Raw genomic sequence first — 20,786 nt, forward strand, 5'->3', positions numbered from 1 at the left:
TGGTTCGTGGGCGGTGGGTCAGGAGGGATGGCAGACGGCGAGGACCCTGCCCGACTGGTCCACGACGGTCAGCGCGGTGATCTCGTCCGCCCGTACGGAACTCGCGCCCGCGACGGTGGCCCTCGTGTGCGTCGTCGCGCTCCACGCGGCGACCTGCTCCTCGCGGCCGTCGGCCGAGGAGACGCGCAGGACGAAGGAGCCGTCCGTGGGGAGGTGCCGCATGTCCATGCTCAGCGCGGTGCCCCACGCCTTCGTCGTGAGGTGGGCGTCCCCGGCGACCGCCGAACCGGTCGACGGCGTGAAGGCGGCCTTCGCGCCCGCCTCGTAGCCGGGCCCCTTGTCCGGGCCGGACGAGCCGGTGAGGTGGGGCGTGAGGCCGAGCCCCGCGATCACCACGAAGGCGGCGGCCAGCACGAACCAGTTCCACGGACGGAGCCTGCGGAAGCCCCGGGCGGGGCGGGAGGGGCGGGCGGACTCGGGCGCGGGCGGGACGGTCGGCGCGGTGGCCGGGGCGGACGCGGCCGGTGCGGTGGCGGACGGGGTGGGAGGTCCGGCGGAGGAGTCCGGCTCCCCGGGTACGTCATGGGTGCTACGGGGCGGCGGCGCGGGGTGGGACTCGCGCGTGCCGCGTACCTCCCCCGTACCGTTCGCCGGCTCGGCGCGGTGGTGCTCCTCCGCGCGGCGGGTACGGAGCTGGGCGAGGAGGCGGTCGAGCGAGGCGTCCGCCTCGGGGGAGTGCCCGGCGCGGGCGGCCGCGGGCTCCGGGTCCGTCGCAGGTCCGGTTCCGGTGGACGGCGGTCCGGACTCGTCCGCCGGGCCCGGAAAGGCGGGGAAGGTGCCGGCGGCGCGGCGGAGCAGGGCGGGCAGTCCGGCCGAGCGGGCCAGCTCCCGGGTGCACTCGCCGCACGTGGACAGGTGGGCCTGGAAACGCGCGCGGTCCTCGCCGGAGAGGCCGCCGAGCACGTAGGCGCCCAGCAGTTTGTGGACGTCGGTCTCGCTCACTGGAGCACCCCCATCTCCTCGAAGGCCGCACGCAGGGCGCGCACGGCGTAGTACGCCCTGGACTTCACGGTTCCCTCGGGCACGGTGAGCCGGGCCGCCGCCTCCGCGACGCTCAGCCCCTCGTAGTACAGCAAGCGCACCACCGCCCTGTGGTCCTCGGTGAGGCGGCCGAGGGCGGTCGCCACGAGCTGGCTCTCCAGGGCGAGTTCGATGTCGTCCCCGGACGTGGCGGACCTGAGCGCCACCTCGTCGTGCACCAGGCGCGGCCTCGCCTGCTGCGCCCGCCAGGTGTCGGTCAGGACGTTGCGGACCACGGTGAAGAGGTACGAGCGCACCGAGGCGCCCTCCAGCCGGTCGATCCGCTGCCAGGCGCGCAGCAGCGTCTCCTGGACGGCGTCCTCGGCCTGCTCCCGCGAGCCGGTGTACCGGGAGGCGAAGGCGAGGAGCACGGCGTAGTGATCGCGGTGCAGTGCCGTCATCAACTGCTCGTCCGGCGTGGGTGCCGTCACAGACCTTCCTCCTCGCTCCCGGCTCGGCACCCGCGGCGCCTTGGCCGACCGGGTGTACGGAACGGGACCCGATCCGGTTCACCGGTTCTCACGACGAATCGCGAGGGACGGGTGAAGGGGGCGGTTCGCGGGGCGGGGACGGCTCCGGTGCCCCAGGCTGTCCCCCGTGCGCCAGCACATTGCACCGCGCCCCTGCCCCCCCCGCGTGTCAGCACGCCGAGCCGCGCGCCTGCCCCCCCCCGCGTGTCAGCACGCCGAGCCGCGCGCCTGCCCCCCCCGCGTGTCAGCACGCCGAGCCGCGCCCCTGCCCCCGCGCGTCAGCACGCCGAGCCGCGCGCCCGCCCCCCGTGCGCCAGCACATTGAGCACGGCGCCGCTCCCCGGCTCCCTGACGAAGAAGCGCCGCACGCCCCACTCCTCGTCCCGCGGCGCGAAGAGCACCTCGGCGCCGCTCGCGCGCAGCGTCTCGTACGCCGCGTCCACGTCGTCGACCTCGATGCTCAGGGCCGGGGTGACGGGGCCCGTCGCGTCGCCCGTCGTCGTGCTGAGCTGGGCGCTCGGGGTCGCGGGCGAGGCGTGGGTGGTGATCCAGCCGTGGTCCATCACCTGGTCCATGCCGAGCAGGGCGAAGAACTCGCCGCTGCGGGCGGGGGACCGGGTGCGGAGTACGGGGACGACGCGGCGTACGGAGACCATCGGCGGCCGCCTCTCTCAGTCGGTGGGCCGGCTCAGTCGGTGGGCCAGCGCTCCCCGCATTGTGAGCAGAACACCGGGCGCGTGTCCGCCGATACGCGCCCGCACTCCGGGCACACGAGCGGCAGCAGGCACGCGGCCTCGCCGCCCTCGCCCGCCGCGTCCTGCCGCCTGCCCGCGATCGTCAGCCCCGCCCTGCGCCGGTGGGCCGTCACGTACGCGAGCCCGCGCGCGCCCGCCCGCAGTTCCCGCTCCGCCCCGCGCGGCAGCCACACCGCGCTGCCCGGGCGCAGCTCCGTCCCGCTCGCCACCCCCGTGCCCGCCACGACGACGAGCAGCACGTCCAGCGCCTCCTCGCGGTGCGCCGCCACCTCCTCGCCCGGCCCCAGCCGCACCAGATTCGCGTCGAGCTGACGCCCTTCGTCGGGGAGCCGCCACAGGGCCCCGCGCGCCTCCGCCGGCGCCTCGCGCAGCACCGCTGCGAAGTCCGCGAGGAGGCGGGGGACCGGGGTGGGGTGTGTCATGGCGGGCGCCTTCCTGAAGACGGCGAAGGGGGCGGTACGGGGGCGACGCGAGGCGGCGCGGCCCGCTGAGCATTCTCGCTGCCACCGCGCGGAACGCCCGTACGGCCCGTACCCCTCCCCGGACCGGCGGTTCCCGCACGCTTCGTACCCCTCGCCGGACCGGCGTCCCCCGTACGGCCCGTGTACCCCTCGCCGGACCGGCGGCCCCCGTACGGCCCGTGTACCCCCCGCGAACCGCTCGCGTCCCCCGGCTATCCGAGCAGCGGCAGCAGAATCGTGTCGAGGATCTCTTCGAGCACCTCGTCGGGCACCGGTGCGAACGAGATCAGGATCTCGTGGCGCAGGAGGTCGAACGGGAGGCGCTTGATCCGCTCCGTGAGGCGGTCCTCCGTGGTCTCGCCGCGTGCCAGTGCGCGCTCCCAGATCACGTCGCTGTTCGCCTCGCGGGCCTCCGTGAGGAGGTGGGCCGGGTTCGTGCCGGTCTCCTGGTAGTAGCCCGCGAGGTGCGCGTTCATGACCGTGATGAGCCGCACGCGCGTCTCGTTGATCGTCCGCATCAGGGTCAGCAGGTCGCCGCGCAGGCTGCCCGTGTCGGGGACGTCGAGGTGGGCGCCCTCCAGCGCGTGCGTGAGGGCGGCCCGGACGAGCGTGTCGCGGTCCGGCCAGCGGCGGTAGAGGACCGGCGGGCTCGTCCCGGCACGCCGTACCACCGCGTCCATCGTGAAGCCCGCGTACCCGTGGGCCGACAGCTCCTCCCACGCCGCGTCCAGGAGCGCGCGCTCCAGGGCCGCCCCGCGTCGTCGCCGCTCAGCCATCCACGTACCTCTCCGCCGTTTAGATAGATTTGCCTATCTAAGAATCGGCCCTTACTCTCGCTGTCGGAAGCTCTAGATAGGACTCTATATCTTAAGGAGGCCCTTCGTCATGCCCTCCCACCCCTCCCAGCCCTCCCACCCCACGCTCCCCGTCCCGCCGGACCCCGCGCCCACCGCTCGCGGCCCCGCCGGGCCCGCCGATCCCTCCAGCCCCCCTGGTTCCGCCGGAGGAGCCCGTCCCGCCGGAGGAGCCGGTCCCTCCGGTCCCGCCCCCGTCGACCCCGCCGTCTGGCGGCTCGCCTTCACCGTCGTCGTCGGCGCCCTCGCCGTCGTCTTCGACACGACGATCGTCACCGTCGCCCTCGACGACCTCACCCGCTCCCTGCACGCCTCGCTCGCCACGGTCCAGTGGGTCAGCACCGGCTACCTGCTCGCCGTCTTCGTGACGATCCCGCTCGCCAAATGGGCGCAGGCACGCTTCGGCGGCAAACGCCTGTGGATCGGCGCGCTCACCGTGTTCCTGCTGGGCTCCGTGCTCAGCGCGCTCGCCTGGGACGCGCCCGCGCTCATCGCCTTCCGCGTCGTGCAGGGCATCGGCGGCGGCATCATGATGCCGCTCATGGCGACGCTGATCATGCAGGCGGCGCAGGGCCGCGAGATCGGCCGTGTCATGGCGACGGTGACGCTGCCCACCGCGCTCGGGCCCATCCTCGGGCCCGTGCTCGGCGGCCTCATCCTCAGCGTCGCGAATTGGCGCTGGCTCTTCCTCGTCAACGTCCCGTTCTGCCTCGTCGGCGCCTTCCTCGCGCACCGCCACCTGCCCGACGACCGCCCGGCGCCCGGCGCCCCGCGCCCCCGCCTCGACGCCGTCGGGCTGCTCCTGCTCTCGCCGGGCGTCGCCGCGCTCCTGTACGGGCTCTCGCGGGTCGAGGGCAGCGCGGGCTTCACGAGCCCCGTCGTGCTCGTACCGCTGCTCGCCGGGCTCGTGCTCGTCCTCGCCTTCGTCGCCCGCTCGCTGCCGCGCGCGCAGGCCCTCATCAACCTGGGCCTCCTGCGCCACCGCGCCCCCGCCGCGTCGGCCGCCCTGCTCTTCCTCGGCGGGACGAGCCTGTACGGCGCGATGCTGCTGCTCCCGCTCTACTGGCAGCAGGTACGGGGCCAGGACGCGCTCGGCGCGGGGCTGCTCCTCATCCCGCAGGGCCTCGGCGCGCTCGCCGCGCGGACCCGCGCGGGGCATCTCACCGACCGGCTCGGGCCGCGCCCCGTCGCGCTCGCCGGGTTCGCCCTCGTGACGCTCGGCACGCTGCCCTTCGCGCTCGCGGGCGCGCACACGCCCACGGTCCTGCTCCTGGCCGCGCTCTTCCTGCGCGGACTCGGTCTCGGCGCCGCGATGGTCCCGCTCAACGGGGCCGCCTTCATCGGCCTCGCCCACCACGAGATCCCGGACGCGAGCATCATCTCGCGCGTCTCGCAGCAGATCGGCGGCTCGGTCGGCACCGCCGTACTCGCCGTCGTCCTCCAGCACACGACCGCGCACGCCGACACGACCGCGCAGGGGTACGCGACGGCCTTCTGGTGGGCGCTGGGCGCGACGGCGGTGGCGCTGCCGCTGTCGCTGCTGCTGCCGGGTGGGCGGAAGGGGGACGTCTGAGGGCCCGCCCGTGGTCCCTCACCCCGAGGAGAGCTGCGCCGCGATCTCCGCGTGCCAGGAGGCGGTGCGCTCCGGGTCGTCGAGGGTCGCGGCCCACTCCTGCTCGCTCAGGCCGTGCTGCGCCGGGCCCGCCTTGAGGGCGACGAGGAGGGCGCGGGCCGAGGCGCGCATATCGGGCGCGGTGTGCTCGCTGCCGGGGACCGCCTCGCCCGCCGCGCGCCGGTAGATCTCGCGCGCGACGGCCTGCCGCTTGCCGTGTTCGACGCCGCGCCAGAAGCGCAGTGCCTCCTTGAGCGCGTCCTCCTTGCTCGCGGGCTCGCGGTGAGGGGCGTCCTCAGGGGCGTAGCGCTGCGGGTCCCTCGCGTCTTCGTACCGCTTCCTGCCCGCGCGGCCCGCCTTGTAGAGCGCGCCGCCGAGGAGGAGCCCGGCGGCGCCCGCGGCGAGGCCCCAGCCGACCGGTGTGGCGGCGAGCCCGGCCGTCACGGCGGTGGCGATCGTCGCGGCGCCGCCCGCCGCCTTCAGGCTCTCGCCCGCCGCGCTGACGGCGAGCTTGCCCATCTTGTGGCGCTGCTTGCCGAGCGCGTACTCCTGCGCGTCGGCCAGCGCGTTGGCGTCCTCCGCGTGTCTCAGCCCGGCAGCCGCCTCGCGCACCTCGCCGACCGCTTCGAGCGCCGTGTCCACGGCGCCGGAGAGACCGGCGAAGCCCTCGCCGTCCTCGTCCCACAGCCGGTCGAGCGCGACGTAGGCGCGGCCGAGGGCGAGGTGCCCCGCGCTGTTGGCCTCGCCGAGCCGCGCGAGGGCGTCGTCGGCGGTACGCGCGGGCTTGTCGAGGCCCTTCAGCGCGCTGTACTTGCGCTGCGTGAGAGCGAGGCGACGCGTGTGGCGGCCCGCCTTCGCGACGCCGAGCACGCCCGAGACGGCGCCGCTCGCCTCGCCGACGGCGAGCGCCTGGTCCAGCGCCTGGTGCTTCAGCATGTCCTTGACGGCGCTGAGCGCGTCGCCGCCCGTGGTCGCCGCGTTGCTGAGCGCGTCGGCAGGCTTCACGCCCGTCTTCTTGCGCGGCTGGTGCGAGGCCGGGCCCGTCGGGTGCGCCGCCCGGTCCTTGCGCGCCTTGCGGGCCTCGATCACGTCGAGCGAGGCGTTGACGCCGTCCGCGAGGAAGTTCTCCACGCCGACGGCGAAGCCGGAGGCCGCGGCCGCGTGACCGATGGCGCTCTCGCCGCTCGTGGCGCCGAGGTTGTTGACGCCCGCGTTGGCGGGGATCTGGCCACGGCTGACGAACGTGTCGGAGATGTCGAACGACTTCTTCGCCCGGGCGAGCGCGGCGGCGATCCGCTCGCGCAGCGGCTTCCGCTCCTTCGTGACGGCGACGGCGGGCACGGTGGCGGGTACGTCGGTGGCGGGCACGCCGGCGGCCTTGCCCCGCGCGCGCTGCACGGCCGCGTACGTCGCGGCGTTGCCCGCGCGGGCCTGAAGGGCGTGCAGCGGGTGCGCGGATTCGCGCCGCGTGGCGCCGGGCGGCCGCCGTACGGGGACCTCGCCGCGGGGCCGGGCGGGGGTGCCGTGGACGGGGGTGCTCATGCGGGGCCGCCGCCTTCTGTCGCCTTGCTGCGGAACGGGCGTGCCGGACTCCGGGGCCGCCGGGGCCTGGCGCCGGTCCGCCCGGGTTCCGGACGCCGGACCGGCCGGTCCGACAGTAGCGGGCGGGGGGTCCAGCGGGGAGCGGACTCCGGGGCAGAGTACGGGGTCCGAAAGGGCGGGGGTCTTGGGGCCGCCGGGGCGCGCGCGGGTGTGGCCCTGCGCGAGCGCCCCGCCGCGAAGCCCGTGAGGGGCAGGACCACCTCACTGGGCAGGGGCGGGAACAGGTTCTCCAGCGCGATGGCGGCCCCGGCCCCCGGCCCCCCCCGCCCGACTCCCCGCCCCGCCCCGACGCCCCCGCCCGAAGCTCCCGCCCGAAGCTCCCGCCCGAGCCCCCCGTTACCTCGTCGGCACCACCCGTGCCGCGCTCGTCCCGATCCCCGACGGGTACTGCCACGCGGGAACGGCGGCGGGCACGCCCCCGGACCCCGGCGCCGCCCCCGGCCCGGGCACCGGCACACCCGGCGTACCCGGCACACCCACCGTCCCCGGCGCCCCCGGCGTCCCCGCCCCCCGTACCGCCGTATCCGGCACCGCCCCGTACGGCAGGCACCCCGGCAGGAACGAGGCGTCGTAACGTCGCACGCCCCGGTGCCAGTTGAGGATTCCCGCCAGCCAGTCCCGCAGTTCGCCCAGATACGTCTCCATCGTGGCGATCTGCTCGCGCGTGAGGCCGAAGTCCTCGTACAGCACCGGCAGTTCGTGCGCGACCGCGTGCTCGAACTGGTCGAGCCTCGCCGCCATCAGGTGCTCCACCATGCGGAACGCCGTCGGGTAGTCGCAGCCGAAGAAGTTCTCCACGACCAGGACCAGGTTGTGCAGCTCACCTTCGTACTGCACCTCCTTCTGGTACGAGAACACGTCGTTGATCAGGCAGCCGTAGTCCGCCACCGCGTTCTCCAGCGCGCGCACCGTGCCGCTGTCGAGCACCCCGGGCGGCAGCGCGGCCGCGTGCCGCATCCGGCTGAGGCTCATGGTGAGTTCGGAGCCGAAGGTGTGGCGGCGCATCTCCAGGTAGTCCACCGGGTCGGGCACGCGGTGCTGCGCCTGGTTGCCCAGCTCCCACAGCCAGCTCTCCAGCATGTGCTCCACGCCGTCGCGGAACGCGGCGCGTGTCGCCGGGTCCATCGGGGAAGCGGTACGGGTCCACAGGTCGGCGAGCGCACGCTCGATCGGTGCCTGGGCGAAGCCCGCGGCGAGTGCGGGCTCCGCCAACGGCATGCAGGCGAGCAGCCGTTCATGCAGCACCCGCGCCGCCGGGAGGTCGCGCGGGCGGCCGAAGACGAGCGGGTAGTAGTCGTCCCCGTACGTGCCCCACGTCAGCCACTCCGCGCTCAGCTCCAGCTCCTCCGGGCTCGCGTCCGGGTCGAGCCCCGCCGAGCAGAGCGCGAAGTCGTAGCCCTCCAGCTTCTCGCGGTCCCAGATGTCGTGGAGCAGCCCCATCCGCTCGGCCCAGTCGACCGACGCGGTGCGCGCCCGCTCGTGGTGCGGGCTCAGGCTCAGCGGGTAGCTCAGCGTGAAGTCGGGGAGCAGGGACGGGCCTTCGTGGGTGTGCGGAGGGCGGGTGTGGGAGCGCAGCCGGGCCCTGGCGGGTTTGCCGAGCGCGGCGGCGAGGTGCGCCGCGCTCGTGCCGAGCACCCCCGTGAGACCGGAGGCCACGCCCGAGACCGCGCCCTCGTTCATGTAGCGGCTGGAGCGCAGGTGCCACTCGTGGCCGCCGGACTGCCAGTCCTGAAGTCCCTTGACGTACAGGGCGAGTGCCGCGTTCTCGGCCGGGTCGAGACCGTATTCCGCGCTCAGCGCGGGGAGTTCGACGAGCGCGGTGTTCTCGAACTGCTGGAGTCGCGAAGTCAGCAGGTCGTTGACCGCCTCCGCGGCCTCCGGTGTCGAGCAGCCGAGGAAGTGCTCCAACACCAGGACACCGTTGCTGAGTTCGCCCTCGTCCTCGACCTCCCGCTGGTACGAGAAGAGGTCGTTGCGCAGGTGTACGGCGTCCGAGAAGGCGTCCGTGAGGACCCGCAGGGGGCGGGTGCCCGCGACCCTGGCGGGGAGTTCGGCCCCTGCCGCGTACTCGACGAGCCCCGCCGACCACGGCGCGCCGCCGACCTTGCGCCGCATCTCGATGTACTCGACCGGGTTGGAGACGCGGCCCGCGTTGATGTTGGACAGCTCCCACAGCGACTCGTTGAGGAGGTTGCGCGTCGAGGCCGAGAAGCGCTCGCGCCAGTCGGCCGACATCGCGGGGACCGTGCGCCGCCACAGGTCGGCGAGCCCCGCTTCCACCGGGTTCTCCGGCTCGGGGAAGCCGTCCGCGAGGTCCGCGGGCATGAAGGCGGGCAGCCGGTCCAGGTACGCCTTGCCGCCCTCGCGGTCCTGGCCGCGCTTGAACAGCTCCAGGAAGTGGTCGTCGAAGAAGAAGACCCACACGTACCAGTCCGTGACGAGGTTCAGCGCCTCCTCGTCGCAGTCCGGGTGCGTGTAGGCGCACAGCAGCGCGTAGTCGTGCGCGTCGAGGTCGCGTTGCTCCCACACCCCCGAACCCTCCAGCATCCCCATCGACCCGGCCCACGCGCGCGCGTGGACACGGGCGGCTTCGAGGTGCGGGTTCAGGCGGGCCGGGTACGGGACGTAGAAATCGGGGAGCGTGAAGGGCTGGGGCATGGATCAACGCCAATACGCGTCGGGAATACGGACGCATGGAGTATCCGCGAATCGCCCGAGGTCCCGCAATACATTCGGCTTTTCCGCAAAGCGGCACCGAATACACCCGGGGAAACGTGGGCATGCGCACATTTCGTACGCCCCGGACGCCGTTTTTCGTACGTGTGCCCCGCACGGGTGATCACTGACAGAAGGACTTGACCAGCGCGGATATTCGTGCAGCTCGACGAGGGTGCGCCCGGAATTTCACGGGCACGGTCCCGTCCGCGCACTTCACTCGTACGGACGTACGGCGATTCACTCCGCAGATGGGTGCGGGGAAATGCGATCGGCTGTAAAAATGGCTCGGCATTTCCCCGACACGGAGGTATTCATTTGTCCGTCCGCGCTGAAAACGAAGCACAGGAAACGCCCCAGCAGGCGCTTGGGGCGGCGGCGGCGCGCAATCTCGCCACCACCACGAAGTCCGCGCCGCAGATGCAGGAGATCACCTCCCGCTGGCTGCTCAAGGCGCTGCCGTGGGTCTCTGTGCAGGGCGGCACCTACCGGGTCAACCGCCGCCTGTCCTACTCTGTGGGCGACGGCCGCGTCACCTTCGTCCAGACCGGCTCACAGGTCAGTGTCATCCCCGACGAACTGCGCGAACTGCCGCCGCTGCGGGACTTCGACGACGCCGAGGCGCTCCGCGAACTCGCCGGGCGCTGCGAGCAGCGCGTCTACCCCGCCGGTACGGTCATCACGACGGCAGGGGAAGCGGCCGACAGCGTCCACCTCCTCGCCCACGGCCGTATCGCGCGCCTCGGCACGGGCTCGTACGGCGATGAGACGAGCCTCGGCGTCATCGGCGACGGCTCCTACTTCGGCGAACAGGCCCTCCTGTCCGGCGACGCCGTCTGGGAGACCACGGCCCGCGCGGAGACCGAGTGCACCGTGCTCGTCCTCTCCCGCGCCGACGTCCTCAACCTCGCCGAGCGCGCCCCCGCCCTCGCCGAACACCTGCGCCGCGCGGCCCTCGTGCCCGAGCAGCGCACCAACAAGTACGGCGAGGCCGCGATCGACCTCGCCGCAGGGCACAGCGGCGAACCGGTCATCCCGCACACGTTCGTCGACTACGAGGCGAGCCCGCGCGAGTACGAACTCTCCGTCGCCCAGACGGTGCTGAAGGTCCACACGCGCGTCGCCGACCTCTACAACCAGCCGATGAACCAGACCGAGCACCAGCTCAGGCTCACGGTCGAGGCCCTGCGCGAGCGACAGGAGCACGAACTGGTCAACAACCGCGACTTCGGGCTCCTCGCCAACGCCGCCTACGACCAGCGCCTCCAGCCCCACGACGAGGTACCGAGCCCCGACGACATGGACGAACTTTTGTCCCGTCGCCGGGGATCGAAGGTGTTCCTCGCCCACCCGCGCGCCATCGCCGCCTTCGGCCGCGAGTGCAACAAGCGCGGTCTCGTCCCCGAGTCGATCGACGTCGGCGGCCACCGCATCCCGACCTGGCGCGGCGTCCCGATCTACCCGTGCAACAAGATCCCGGTCGGCGAGGACCGCACGACCTCGATCATCTGCATGCGTACGGGCGAGGAGGAGCAGGGCGTCATCGGCCTGCACCAGCCGGGCCTCCCCGACGAGCTGGAGGCGAGCCTGTCCTGCCGCTTCATGGGCATCGACGAGCAGGCGATCATCTCCTACCTCGTCACCGCCTACTACTCGGCGGCCGTTCTCGTCCCTGACGCGCTCGGGGTCCTGGAGAACGTGCAGGTGAGCCGCTGGCGCTGAGCCCCGGCGCCGGGCCCGCACGCCCTGCGGCCCGTACCCCCTCGGGTGGGGTACGGGCCGCCGCGCGTGCGGGGAGGGAGGGCCGGGCACCGGGCGGGGATGGTCACCGGTGCGCCGCGTTCACCAGGTCGGCGCGTTCACGGGGCAGGGCGTTCACCAGGTCAGCGCGTCGCTCATCTCGCGCTGCCAGTAGCTGACCGAGGCGTTGTCGTCCAGGTACACCTTGCCGCCGGGGACGTTCAGCGTCGCGACGCCGCCGACCGTGCCCGCGTCGTTCTTGCCCGCCATCGAGACGGTGACCTTGCGCGAGGTACGGGAGTGGTCGCCGTCGCCGCCCAGCGCGATCGAGGCGTAGGCGTGCTCGCCGGGCGCGAGCGTCACGACCGCCTGCGGCTTCGAGTCCTCGATCCGCTGCGTCGCCGCCTGGTCGCCGTCGAAGCCGACGTACGGGGCGTAGTAGGCGTTGCACGTGGCGCCCGAGGTGTTGGTGAGGGTGACGAGGAGGTGGTTGATGGGGCGGGAGACCGCGGAGACCTGGACCTTGCTGTTGACCGTGGTGCACGCCGTGTCGGTGGGGCGGCCCGCGGCGGCCTTGCCGCCCGACGCCTGCGCGCCGCCGCCGCTCGCGGCGCCCGCCGAGCCCTTCGCCGTGCCGCCCGCCGCGGCCGTACCGGAACCCGCGGAACCGGCCGAACCGGCGGCCGGACCGGCCGAGCCGGAGGACGCGTCCGGCGCGTCGGACGCCTTGCCCGCGCCGCCCTGGGCGGCGGCCGCCTTCTCGGTGTTCCGCTCCGCCGCCTTCCCGTGCCCGCTCGCCTGGGAAACGGTGGTCGCGGGCCCCGCGTCCTTCGCCTCGCCGACACCCCCGCTCGCTTCGCCGGAGCAGGCGGTGAGCGACAGGGCGCCCGCCGCGACGAGCGCGGCGGCGAGGGTACGGAGGGAGCGGGTACGGGTGAAGGTGCGCATGGCGAAGCCTCTCGGGCAGTACGTGGTGTCGCACGGCCACCGGCGGTGTGCCCGGTGGTGCGGCCGGTCGTGAGCCGGCGGCGTGCTTTGATGTCCTGAGCTTGGCCCCGCCCTCGTCCCGGCCGCCAGCGCGGCGGCCCCTGACGGGACGCCGGAACGATTCCACCCCCTCCGACCTGCGCGAACGAGGGGCGCCTGGAACGGCCGGGCGGGACGGGGACGGGGGTGAGAAGGACTGAGGGAAGGCGGTACGGGGTGGCCACGGGAGCCGAGAGCGAGGCGTTCGCCGCGCGGTTGAAGGAGCTGAAGGAGCGGTCCGGGCTGAGCTACGGGCAGCTCGCCAAGCGTCTGCACCTGAGCACGTCGACCTTGCACCGCTACTGCAACGGGGACGCGCTCCCGGCGGAGTTCACGCCCGTCGACCGCCTCGCCCGCCTCTGCGGAGCGGACCGCGCCGAACTGATGGACCTGCACCGCCGCTGGCTGCTCGCCGACGCGGCGAGGGCGGCGGCGAAGGAGCAGCAGGAGGCGCTACGGGGCGAGGCGGCGCAACCGGCGGAGACGGAGCCCGCACGCGAGGCGCCCACGCCGGAGGCGCCCGTGCACGAGGCGCCCGTGCCGGAAGCGGTCGCCGAGGCCCCCGTGCCGGAGACGCCCCGGCCCGCGCCCACCGCGGGCGGGGAACCGACCGGCCCCGCCGGCCACACCGTCAGCGGCACGCCCCCGTCCCGGCCCCGCCGTCCCCGCGTCCTCCTCGCCTCCGCCGCCGCACTCGTGGTCCTCGTGGCCGGGGGCGGCATCCTGGCGGGGCGGCTCGCCGGTGGGGACGGCGGCGGGGGAGCGGGGGACGACGGGGCGGCGCGGGCGGGACACGCGGCGGCGGGCCGGGCGGTGACCCCGAGCAGTACGCGCGAGGCGACGAGCCCCGCACCGTCGAAGAGCGGCCCTTCGCACACGCCCTCGTCCGGCCCTGCCACCCGCACGAGCCCCACGAGCGCGCCGCCGAGCCCGGCAGGGAAGGCCGTCCCCGCGGGCACCCCGGTCACGGCTCACGTCAACGCGCACGCGTGGGAGGACCCGTGCAGCCCCCGCTACCTCGTGCACACCGACCACGAGGAGATGCCCCCACCGCCTTCGGAGAGCGACGCGCCGGGGTGGGCGCGGACGTTCGGCGCGGTCCCGGCCGGGAAACAGCGGATCGCGGTGACACTCCAGGGGCGGAGCAGCGAGACGGTGGTCCTCAACGCGATGCGGGTGCGCGCGGTACGGAGCGGGCCGCCGCTCGCCTGGGACGCGTACATCATGGGCGTGGGCTGCGGCGGCAACGTGCCCGCCGAGGGCTTCACGACCGACCTCGACGCGCCCAGGCCCGCGCTGAAGCCGCTGTCGGGGCAGCGGGACTTCCCGTACAAGGTGAGCGCGAGCGACCCCGAGGTCTTCTACGTGACGGCGAACACGAGCGCGCACGACGTCACGTGGTACCTGGAGATCGACTGGTCCAGCGGCGACCGCCACGGCACGCTGCGCGTCGACGACGCGGGCACCCCCTTCCGCACGGCCCCCGCCAAGGACCGCCCGACGTGGCAATGGCCGCCGGGGGAGACCCAGTGGGGGCCGGAGGTGAAGGGATAGGAGGTCAGTCGACGGTTGGGTCGAGGACTTCCGCGATGGTGCGGGCGGTGAGGGCGCGGTCGAACCAGGTGTCGAGGGTGTCGGTGTCGGTGCAGGCGCGGATGCGGGCCTCGGACACCTCGGCGAAGGGGATGCCGCGGGCGGTGAGGAGCTTGAGGAGAGAGGCGATCCTTCCCTCGGCCTCGCCCTCCGCCTTGCCCTCCGCTTTGCCCCTGGTCTTGCCCTCGGCCTCGCCCTCGGCCTTCCCTTCCAGGAAAGTCCGCTCAAGGAGAGTGCCGCTTCCGGGGAAGTAGCTGGCCCTCATGATGTCCTCCCAGAGTGCGCGGTGGCTGGTGCCTGCCAGCCCGATGCTGACGATATCGAAAAAGTACTCACCGGACTGCGGATCGGCCCTGCGCAGCGCGGCACCCACTGCCCGCAGTGTCTCGGGAGTCAGTGTGTGGCTCGCGTGGGTGAGGATCGAGAAGACCGCGAGGGCGAGGTCGTCGGCGGCCTCGGCCGGGTCGGTGATGAGCGGGATGTTGTGCGGGCCCGCCACGAGTGGGCGCAGGGTCAGGCTGGGCCAGCCCGCCCCGCCCAGCTCGAAGGGGCCCTCGGCCCAGCGGGCCGTGTGTTCGTCGTTGCAGACGACCAGGAGATTGGCCGGGCACTGGTACTTGGCCGTCAGGTAGCCCAGGTAGTAGGTCCAGCTGGCGGCCTTCTCCGCTGACTTCCTGCCCTGTGCCTCGATGCCGAGCAGGAAGGGCTTCCCCTCCGATGGCGTGATGTGCAGGACGCTGTCGATGCGCCGTTCGACGGGGCGCATCTCCGTGACGTCGGAGTTGAGCACGTCGACGGCGAGCTTCGGGGGCAGCGGGACACCGAGTATCCGGAAGACGGGGCCGAGCAGTTCGGGCCGGTCCTGGAAGACGCGGTGCGATGCCTCGTGCTGCGAGGTGACCATGTAGCTACAGTAAGTGACGATCCCGGGGCGGAACGTTACTCCAGTGAGGTGATCACCCGATCGGGGGAGTGGTGCGTGCCGTATCCCTTCCCGCGGTCTCGTTCTAAGCTGCGCAGGCATGACACCCGCACCGTTGCCCGCTCAGGCCGCCGCCCGCCAGGGGTCCTCCCGGGGGCCTCACCGGGGCCCCCGGCAGGATCTCGCTCCGCTCGCCGCCCGTGCCGCCTCCGTCAAGTCCTCGCCCGTGCGGGACATTCTCGCCGTCACCGCGCGGCCCGAGGTCATCAACTTCGCGGGTGGGCTGCCCGCGCCGGAGTTCTTCGACGTGGCGGGGGTCGCCGCCGCCTTCGCCGCCGTGCTCGGGGAGAGCGGGGGCAAGGCGCTCCAGTACGCGACGACCGAGGGCGAGCCGACGCTGCGGGCCGCGCTCGCCGCCCGTACCACCGCGCGCGGACTCCCCACCGGCGCCGACGACCTGCTCGTCACGACCGGGTCGCAACAGGGCCTGCACCTCGTGACGAGCGCGCTCGTCGAGCCCGGGGACACGGTGCTCGTCGAGAGCCCGTGCTACCTCGCCGCGCTCCAGGTCTTCGCCTTCGCCGGGGCGCGCGTCGTGCCCGTGCCGTGCGACGAGGACGGCGTCGACCCGGACGCGCTCGACGCCCTCGCCGCGCGCGAGCGGCCCACGTTCTTCTACTCGGTCCCCACCTTCCAGAACCCCACGGGCCGCACGACGACCGCCGCACGCCGCGCCGCCGTCGCCGCCGTCGCCGCGCGCCGCGGCTTCTGGCTCCTGGAGGACGACCCCTACGGGGAGTTGAGGTACGAGGGCGAGCGCGTGCCCTGGCTCGCCGGGTACCCCGGGGCCGAGGACCGCACGGTGCTGCTCGGGAGCTTCTCGAAGGTCATGGCGCCCGGGCTGCGGCTCGGCTGGCTGCGGGCGCCCGAAGTGCTGCGGCGCGCCTGCGCGGTCGTCAAGCAGTCCACCGACCTGCACACCCCGACCCTCAACCAGCTCGCCGCCGCACGCTACCTGGCCGACCGCGACCTCGACGCGCACGTCGCCTCCGTCGCCGCCGCCTACGGCCGCCGCAGGGACGCGATGCTCGCCGCGCTGCCCCAAGCCCTCCCGGACGGCGCGGAGTTCGCGCGGCCCGCGGGCGGCATGTTCGTGTGGGTGCGGCTCCCGGAGGGCGCGGACGCGGCCGAGCTGCTGCGCGAGGTGATCACGTACGACGTGGCCTACGTGCCCGGCGCGCCGTTCTACGCGGCCGAACCCGACCCGCGCACCCTGCGGTTGTGCTTCGTCACGCAGGACGAGGCGACGATCGGGGAGGGGCTGGCGCGGCTCGGCGCCGCACTGCGCGCATGAGGTCAACTCGCCGCCGGCGTACGGGTGAGGGTCCGGGCCGAGGCCCGCGGCCACGCCTCCGTCCGGTCGAAACGCGCCCACCCGCCGCCCTCCGTGAGGCCCCGTGCGTACGCCTCGTCGCCGCGTGCGACCCGCGCGGCGACGAACGCGCGGCAGGACGCCGCCACGTGGAGCGAGACGGTGGCGAACTCCGCGCGTCCGGCGGCGTCGAGACCGTACGCGTCGGCCAGGACCCGCAGCCGGGCCAAGGGTTGAGCCCCGGCGGATGGTGGCGTGACGGGACGCCCGTCAGCGGTGCCCAGGAGCGGGCCGTCACCGCGAGGTCCCCCACGCGGCGGCCCGGCGCCGCGAGGTCGAAGTCGATGAGGGCGTGCGCGCGGCCCGCGCGGAAGACGACGTTCTCGGGGCACACGTCGTTGTGGCACAGGACGGGGCCATCGGCCTCCGGGTCGCTCAACTCCCTTGACCATCTCGCGTCTTCGGGGCGCGGGATGCCCAGGGAGGCATCGTGCGGGGACCGCAGCAGTACGCCCACCGAGCGCAGCGCCTCGTCGGTCATCGACCAGGCGGGGAAGGGGGCAGCGGGACGTCGCTCGCGATGTACGTCAGCTGTTCGCGGCCGTCCGCGACGGGCGCGAGGGGGAGCGGGGCGCCCTCGAATCCGGCCGCGCGGAGGGCGCGGAGCTGGGCGTGGAGCTGGGCGTGGAGGGACGAAGCGGCGGGCGGGGCAGGCCGGTTCACGGTATCGCCTTCGCGGTGGACCGCCCCGGCGTTCGCCGTGCCGCCCACCAGCGGCTCGCCCGTGCCCCCGCGCACAGGCTCACCGTGCTCCGCCACCGGCCCCCGCCCCCTGCCGCGTCACAGACTCTTCGGCGCCCTGATCCCCAGCAGTCCCAGCCCCGCCGCCAGCGTCTCCCCCGTCAGCGCGCACAGGAAGAGCCGGTTCGCGACGACCTCCGGCGAATTCTCGTCCGACAGGACATGGCACTGGTCGTAGAACGTCGTGTACAGCGAGGCCGTCTGGTAGAGGTACGCGGCCAGCTTGTGCGGGGCGTACTCCCCTGCGGCTTCGAGCACCTGGTCCCCGAAGGCGTCCAGGTGGAGGCCGAGGGCGCGCTCGGCGGGGGCGAGCGCCAGCTCCGGGTGCGCGGCGGGGGCGGGGGCGCCGGAGGCGACGGCGCGCCGCAGGATCGACTGGATACGGGCGTACGCGTACTGGATGTACACGCTCGTGTCGCCGTTGAGCGAGACCATCTGGTCCAGGTCGAACTTGTAGTCGCGGCTCGCCGACGTCGACAGGTCCGCGTACTTGACCGCGCCGATGCCGACCTGCGCGCCCCGCTCCGCGATCTCGTCCTCGCTCAGCTGCCCCTTGACGTCCTTCTCGCGCACGACCGCGGTCGCCCGCGTGACGGCCTCGTCGAGGAGGTCCACGAGCCGGGTCGACTCGCCCGCCCGCGTCTTGAACGGCTTGCCGTCCGGGCCGAGCACGGTGCCGAAGGCGAGCTGCACGGCCTGGACGTCCTCGCTCAGCCAGCCCGCACGCCGCGCGGTCTCGAAGACCATCTTGAAGTGCAGGGCCTGCCGCGCGTCCACGACGTACAAGAGGGTGTCCGCCTTGAGGTCGAAGACGCGGTTGCGGATCGCGGAGAGGTCGGTCGCCGCGTACCCGAAGCCGCCGTTGGACTTGCGCACGATGAGCGGGACCGGCTTGCCGTCCGGGCCCTTCACGTCGTCGAAGAAGACGCACAGCGCGCCCTCGGAGCGCACCGCGACCCCGGACTGCTCCAGGAGGTCGCAGGTCTCGGCGAGCATGTCGTTGTAACCGGACTCGCCGACGATGTCCGCGTCGCGGATGTCCATGTCGAGCTTGCCGAAGATCGCGTTGAAGTAGACCTTCGACTCGTCCACGAACTGGTGCCAGAAGGCCAGGGTCTCCTCGTCGCCCGCCTGGAGGTCGACGACCCTGCGCCTGGCCCTGTCCTTGAAGCCCTCGTCCTCGTCGAAGAGCGCCTTGGACGCCTTGTAGACCCGGTTCAGATTGGACATGGCCGCTTCACCGGCGGCCTCGGTGGCCTCGCCGGAGGCCGCGCCCGAGCGGTCCAGCTCGGCCGGGTGCTCGATGAGGTACTGGATGAGCATCCCGAACTGGGTGCCCCAGTCGCCGATGTGGTGCCGCCTGATCACGGTCTCGCCCGTGAACTCCAGCATCCGCATCACGGCGTCGCCGATGACCGCCGAGCGCAGGTGCCCGACGTGCATCTCCTTGGCCACGTTCGGCTGCGCGTAGTCGATCACGGTCCGGCCGGGGTGCTCCGCGTACGGGACGCCGAGCCGCTCACCGGCGGCGGACCGCTCCGCGAGGTTCCGCAGGATCGCCTCGTCCGAGACGGTGATGTTGAGGAAGCCGGGGCCCGAGACCTCGGCCTCCTTGATGACCGCACTGTCCGGGAGCGCGGCGACGACCCGCGTCGCCAGTTCCCGCGGGTTGGCCTTGGCCTTCTTCGCGAGGGCGAGGACCCCGTTGGCCTGGAAGTCGGCCCGGTCGCTTCGGCGCAGCAGCGGGTCGGCGTCCCCGGCGCCCTGGAGGGCGGTGGCGAGAGCGTCCTTGAGCTGCTGTTCGACGGAAGCGGTGAGGGACGTGACCGAAGCCATAAGAAGGGGAGCCGTTCTCCTCGGGGGTGCAGATACTCCGGCCAGTATCCCACCAGGCAGGGATGCCCATCGAACGGTTATCCCGGGCGTGCTCCCCCTCCCGTTTCCCCCCACGGCCCCGCTCCTGGGACAATGGGCGACGACCATCCCCGTTCTCCCCGGAAGAAGGACGTGCCGATCGTGGCTCAGAGCACAGAGACCGCAGACTGGGTCTCCCGTTACGCCGACGAGGTCATCGCCGAGTCCGAGCGTCGTGCCCCGGGCAAACCGGTCGTCGTCGCCTCCGGGCTCTCGCCCTCGGGCCCCATCCACCTCGGCAACCTGCGCGAGGTCATGACCCCGCACCTCGTCGCCGACGAGATCCGCAGGCGGGGGTACGAGGTCAGGCACCTCATCTCGTGGGACGACTACGACCGCTACCGCAAGGTCCCGAACGGCATCGAGGGCGTCGACGCGTCCTGGGCCGAGCACATCGGCAAGCCGCTCACCTCCGTCCCGGCCCCGAAGGGCTCCGCGTACCCGAACTGGGCGGAGCACTTCAAGGCCGCGATGGCCGCCTCGCTCGCCGACCTCGGCATCGCGTTCGACGGCATCAGCCAGACCGCGCAGTACACGGCGGGCGTCTACCGCGAGCAGATCCTGCACGCGATGCGTGAGCGGGGCCGTATCGACGCGATCCTCGACCAGTACCGCACGAAGAAGAAGCCGGCCAAGCAGAGCCAGAAGCCGCTCGACGAGGCGGAGGTCGAGGCCGCGGAGGGCTCGGGCGCCGCGAGCGAGGACGACGGCAGCGGCGGCGCGGGCGGCTACTACCCGTACAAGCCGTACTGCGGGAACTGCGCGAAGGACCTCACGACGGTCACGGCCTACGACGACGAGACGACCGAGCTGTCCTACACGTGCGCCGACTGCGGCTTCACGGAGACGGTGAAGCTCTCCGAGTTCAACCGCGGCAAGCTCGTGTGGAAGGTCGACTGGCCGATGCGCTGGGCCTTCGAGGGCGTGATCTTCGAGCCGTCCGGCGTGGACCACTCCTCGCCGGGCTCCTCGTACGTCGTCGGCGGGCAGATCGTCCGCGAGATCTTCGGCGGTACGCAGCCCATCGGGCCGATGTACGCGTTCGTCGGGAACAGCGGCACGGCGAAGATGTCCAGCTCCAAGGGCGGGGTCCCGACCCCGGCCGACGCGCTGCGCATCATGGAGGCGCCGCTCCTGCGCTGGCTGTACGCGCGCCGCCGCCCGAACCAGTCGTTCAAGATCGCCTTCGACCAGGAGATCCAGCGGCTCTACGACGAGTGGGACAAGCTCGCCGCGAAGGTCGCGGACGGCACCGCGCTCCCGGCCGACGTCGCCGCGTACACGCGCGCGGTCGGTACGGCGGCCGGGCCGCTGCCCGCGACGCCGCGCCCGCTCCCGTACCGCACCCTCGCCTCCGTCGCGGACATCACGGCGGGCGCCGAGGACCAGACGCTGCGCATCCTGAGCGAGCTGGACCCGGCGCACCCGCTGACCTCGCTCGACGAGGTACGGCCCCGGCTCGACCGCGCCGAGGCGTGGATCTCCACGTACGTCGCCGCCGACCAGCGCACGGTGGTGCGGACCGAGCCCGACGCGGAACTGCTCGCCTCGCTCGGCGAGACGGACCGCGAGTCGCTGCGGCTCCTCGTCGACGGCCTGGACTCGCACTGGTCCCTCGACGGGCTGACGACGCTCGTCTACGGCGTGCCGAAGATCATGGCCGGGCTCGACCCGGAGGCGAAGCCGACGCCGGAGCTGAAGGCCGCGCAGCGCACCTTCTTCGCGCTCCTGTACCGCCTCCTCGTCGGCCGCGACACGGGCCCCCGCCTGCCCACGCTGCTGCTCGCCGTGGGCGCGGAGCGGGTGCGGTTCCTGCTGGGCCACTGAGCCGCCCGCGCACGCCGAAGGGCCGGACCTCCTCGCGGGGGT

15 protein-coding genes and 2 pseudogenes are annotated in these 20,786 nt (G+C 73.5%); 5 read left to right on the plus strand and 12 right to left on the minus strand.

Annotation, left to right across the window (positions count from 1 at the left end):
• Positions 1 to 18 precede the first annotated feature (18 nt).
• The 5 genes from ACQYWQ_RS17770 to ACQYWQ_RS17790 form a co-directional block, all read right to left on the minus strand.
• Complete coding sequence (locus ACQYWQ_RS17770; RefSeq protein WP_431035783.1) at positions 19 to 1,002, minus strand: anti-sigma factor family protein; 984 nt, start codon at positions 1,000 to 1,002, stop codon at positions 19 to 21.
• Positions 999 to 1,511, minus strand: coding sequence for a sigma-70 family RNA polymerase sigma factor (locus tag ACQYWQ_RS17775; protein WP_431035785.1), 513 nt, complete (start codon positions 1,509 to 1,511; stop codon positions 999 to 1,001). Before ACQYWQ_RS17775 ends, ACQYWQ_RS17770 begins: the two co-directional genes overlap by 4 nt.
• A gap of 317 nt (positions 1,512 to 1,828) precedes the next feature.
• Positions 1,829 to 2,206, minus strand: a complete 378-nt coding sequence (locus tag ACQYWQ_RS17780) for a VOC family protein (RefSeq protein ID WP_431035787.1) — start codon at positions 2,204 to 2,206, stop codon at positions 1,829 to 1,831.
• 32 nt (positions 2,207 to 2,238) lie between these two features.
• Positions 2,239 to 2,727, minus strand: a complete 489-nt coding sequence (locus tag ACQYWQ_RS17785) for a cupin domain-containing protein (RefSeq protein ID WP_431035788.1) — start codon at positions 2,725 to 2,727, stop codon at positions 2,239 to 2,241.
• Positions 2,728 to 2,978: 251 nt separating this feature from the next.
• A complete protein-coding gene (locus tag ACQYWQ_RS17790; RefSeq protein WP_431035789.1) occupies positions 2,979 to 3,542 on the minus strand; it encodes a TetR/AcrR family transcriptional regulator in 564 nt (187 codons plus the stop codon).
• Between the two features lie 109 nt (positions 3,543 to 3,651).
• On the opposite strand from ACQYWQ_RS17790, the gene ACQYWQ_RS17795 reads away from it, so the two are divergent.
• Positions 3,652 to 5,193, plus strand: a complete 1,542-nt coding sequence (locus tag ACQYWQ_RS17795) for an MDR family MFS transporter (RefSeq protein WP_431035790.1) — start codon at positions 3,652 to 3,654, stop codon at positions 5,191 to 5,193.
• A gap of 18 nt (positions 5,194 to 5,211) precedes the next feature.
• Here ACQYWQ_RS17795 and ACQYWQ_RS17800 read toward each other — a convergent pair whose 3' ends face one another.
• The 3 genes and pseudogenes from ACQYWQ_RS17800 to ACQYWQ_RS17810 all read right to left on the minus strand — a co-directional run bounded on the left by ACQYWQ_RS17800 (position 5,212) and on the right by ACQYWQ_RS17810 (position 9,492).
• Complete coding sequence (locus ACQYWQ_RS17800) at positions 5,212 to 6,774, minus strand: hypothetical protein (protein WP_431035791.1); 1,563 nt, start codon at positions 6,772 to 6,774, stop codon at positions 5,212 to 5,214.
• Between the two features lie 224 nt (positions 6,775 to 6,998).
• Positions 6,999 to 7,097: pseudogene (locus ACQYWQ_RS17805) on the minus strand (DedA family protein); the annotation flags it as partial.
• 73 nt (positions 7,098 to 7,170) lie between these two features.
• Entirely contained in the window at positions 7,171 to 9,492 is a 2,322-nt protein-coding gene (locus ACQYWQ_RS17810; protein WP_431035793.1) for a terpene synthase family protein, read from the minus strand.
• Positions 9,493 to 9,867: 375 nt separating this feature from the next.
• On the opposite strand from ACQYWQ_RS17810, the gene ACQYWQ_RS17815 reads away from it, so the two are divergent.
• Positions 9,868 to 11,271 carry a family 2B encapsulin nanocompartment shell protein gene (locus tag ACQYWQ_RS17815; protein ID WP_431035794.1) on the plus strand — a complete coding sequence of 468 codons (1,404 nt, stop codon included), beginning with the start codon at positions 9,868 to 9,870 and terminating at the stop codon, positions 11,269 to 11,271.
• A gap of 153 nt (positions 11,272 to 11,424) precedes the next feature.
• Here ACQYWQ_RS17815 and ACQYWQ_RS17820 read toward each other — a convergent pair whose 3' ends face one another.
• Positions 11,425 to 12,237, minus strand: coding sequence for a DUF4232 domain-containing protein (locus ACQYWQ_RS17820; RefSeq protein WP_431035796.1), 813 nt, complete (start codon positions 12,235 to 12,237; stop codon positions 11,425 to 11,427).
• Positions 12,238 to 12,492: 255 nt separating this feature from the next.
• Here ACQYWQ_RS17820 and ACQYWQ_RS17825 point away from each other — a divergent pair, with 255 nt between their 5' ends.
• The gene (locus ACQYWQ_RS17825; protein ID WP_431035797.1) at positions 12,493 to 13,869 is read left to right on the plus strand and encodes a helix-turn-helix domain-containing protein; all 1,377 of its coding nucleotides are present in this window, start codon (positions 12,493 to 12,495) and stop codon (positions 13,867 to 13,869) included.
• A 4-nt stretch (positions 13,870 to 13,873) separates the two neighbouring features.
• Here ACQYWQ_RS17825 and ACQYWQ_RS17830 read toward each other — a convergent pair whose 3' ends face one another.
• On the minus strand, positions 13,874 to 14,812 hold the full coding sequence (locus tag ACQYWQ_RS17830; RefSeq protein WP_431035798.1) for a hypothetical protein: 939 nt from the start codon (positions 14,810 to 14,812) through the stop codon (positions 13,874 to 13,876).
• A 118-nt stretch (positions 14,813 to 14,930) separates the two neighbouring features.
• Between ACQYWQ_RS17830 and ACQYWQ_RS17835 the strand changes: the two genes are divergently transcribed.
• Entirely contained in the window at positions 14,931 to 16,184 is a 1,254-nt protein-coding gene (locus tag ACQYWQ_RS17835) for a PLP-dependent aminotransferase family protein (RefSeq protein WP_431035799.1), read from the plus strand.
• A 2-nt stretch (positions 16,185 to 16,186) separates the two neighbouring features.
• On the opposite strand, the pseudogene ACQYWQ_RS17840 reads toward ACQYWQ_RS17835, so the two are convergent.
• A pseudogene (locus tag ACQYWQ_RS17840) lies at positions 16,187 to 17,000 on the minus strand (phosphotransferase).
• A gap of 42 nt (positions 17,001 to 17,042) precedes the next feature.
• On the minus strand, positions 17,043 to 18,839 hold the full coding sequence (gene argS, locus ACQYWQ_RS17845) for an arginine--tRNA ligase (RefSeq protein WP_431035800.1): 1,797 nt from the start codon (positions 18,837 to 18,839) through the stop codon (positions 17,043 to 17,045).
• A gap of 171 nt (positions 18,840 to 19,010) precedes the next feature.
• Between argS and lysS the strand changes: the two genes are divergently transcribed.
• Positions 19,011 to 20,744, plus strand: a complete 1,734-nt coding sequence (gene lysS, locus ACQYWQ_RS17850; protein WP_431035802.1) for a lysine--tRNA ligase — start codon at positions 19,011 to 19,013, stop codon at positions 20,742 to 20,744.
• Positions 20,745 to 20,786: the final 42 nt, after the last annotated feature.

The sequence above is a fragment of the Streptomyces sp. P6-2-1 genome, assembly GCF_050613165.1.
Classification (GTDB): Bacteria; Actinomycetota; Actinomycetes; order Streptomycetales; family Streptomycetaceae; genus Streptomyces.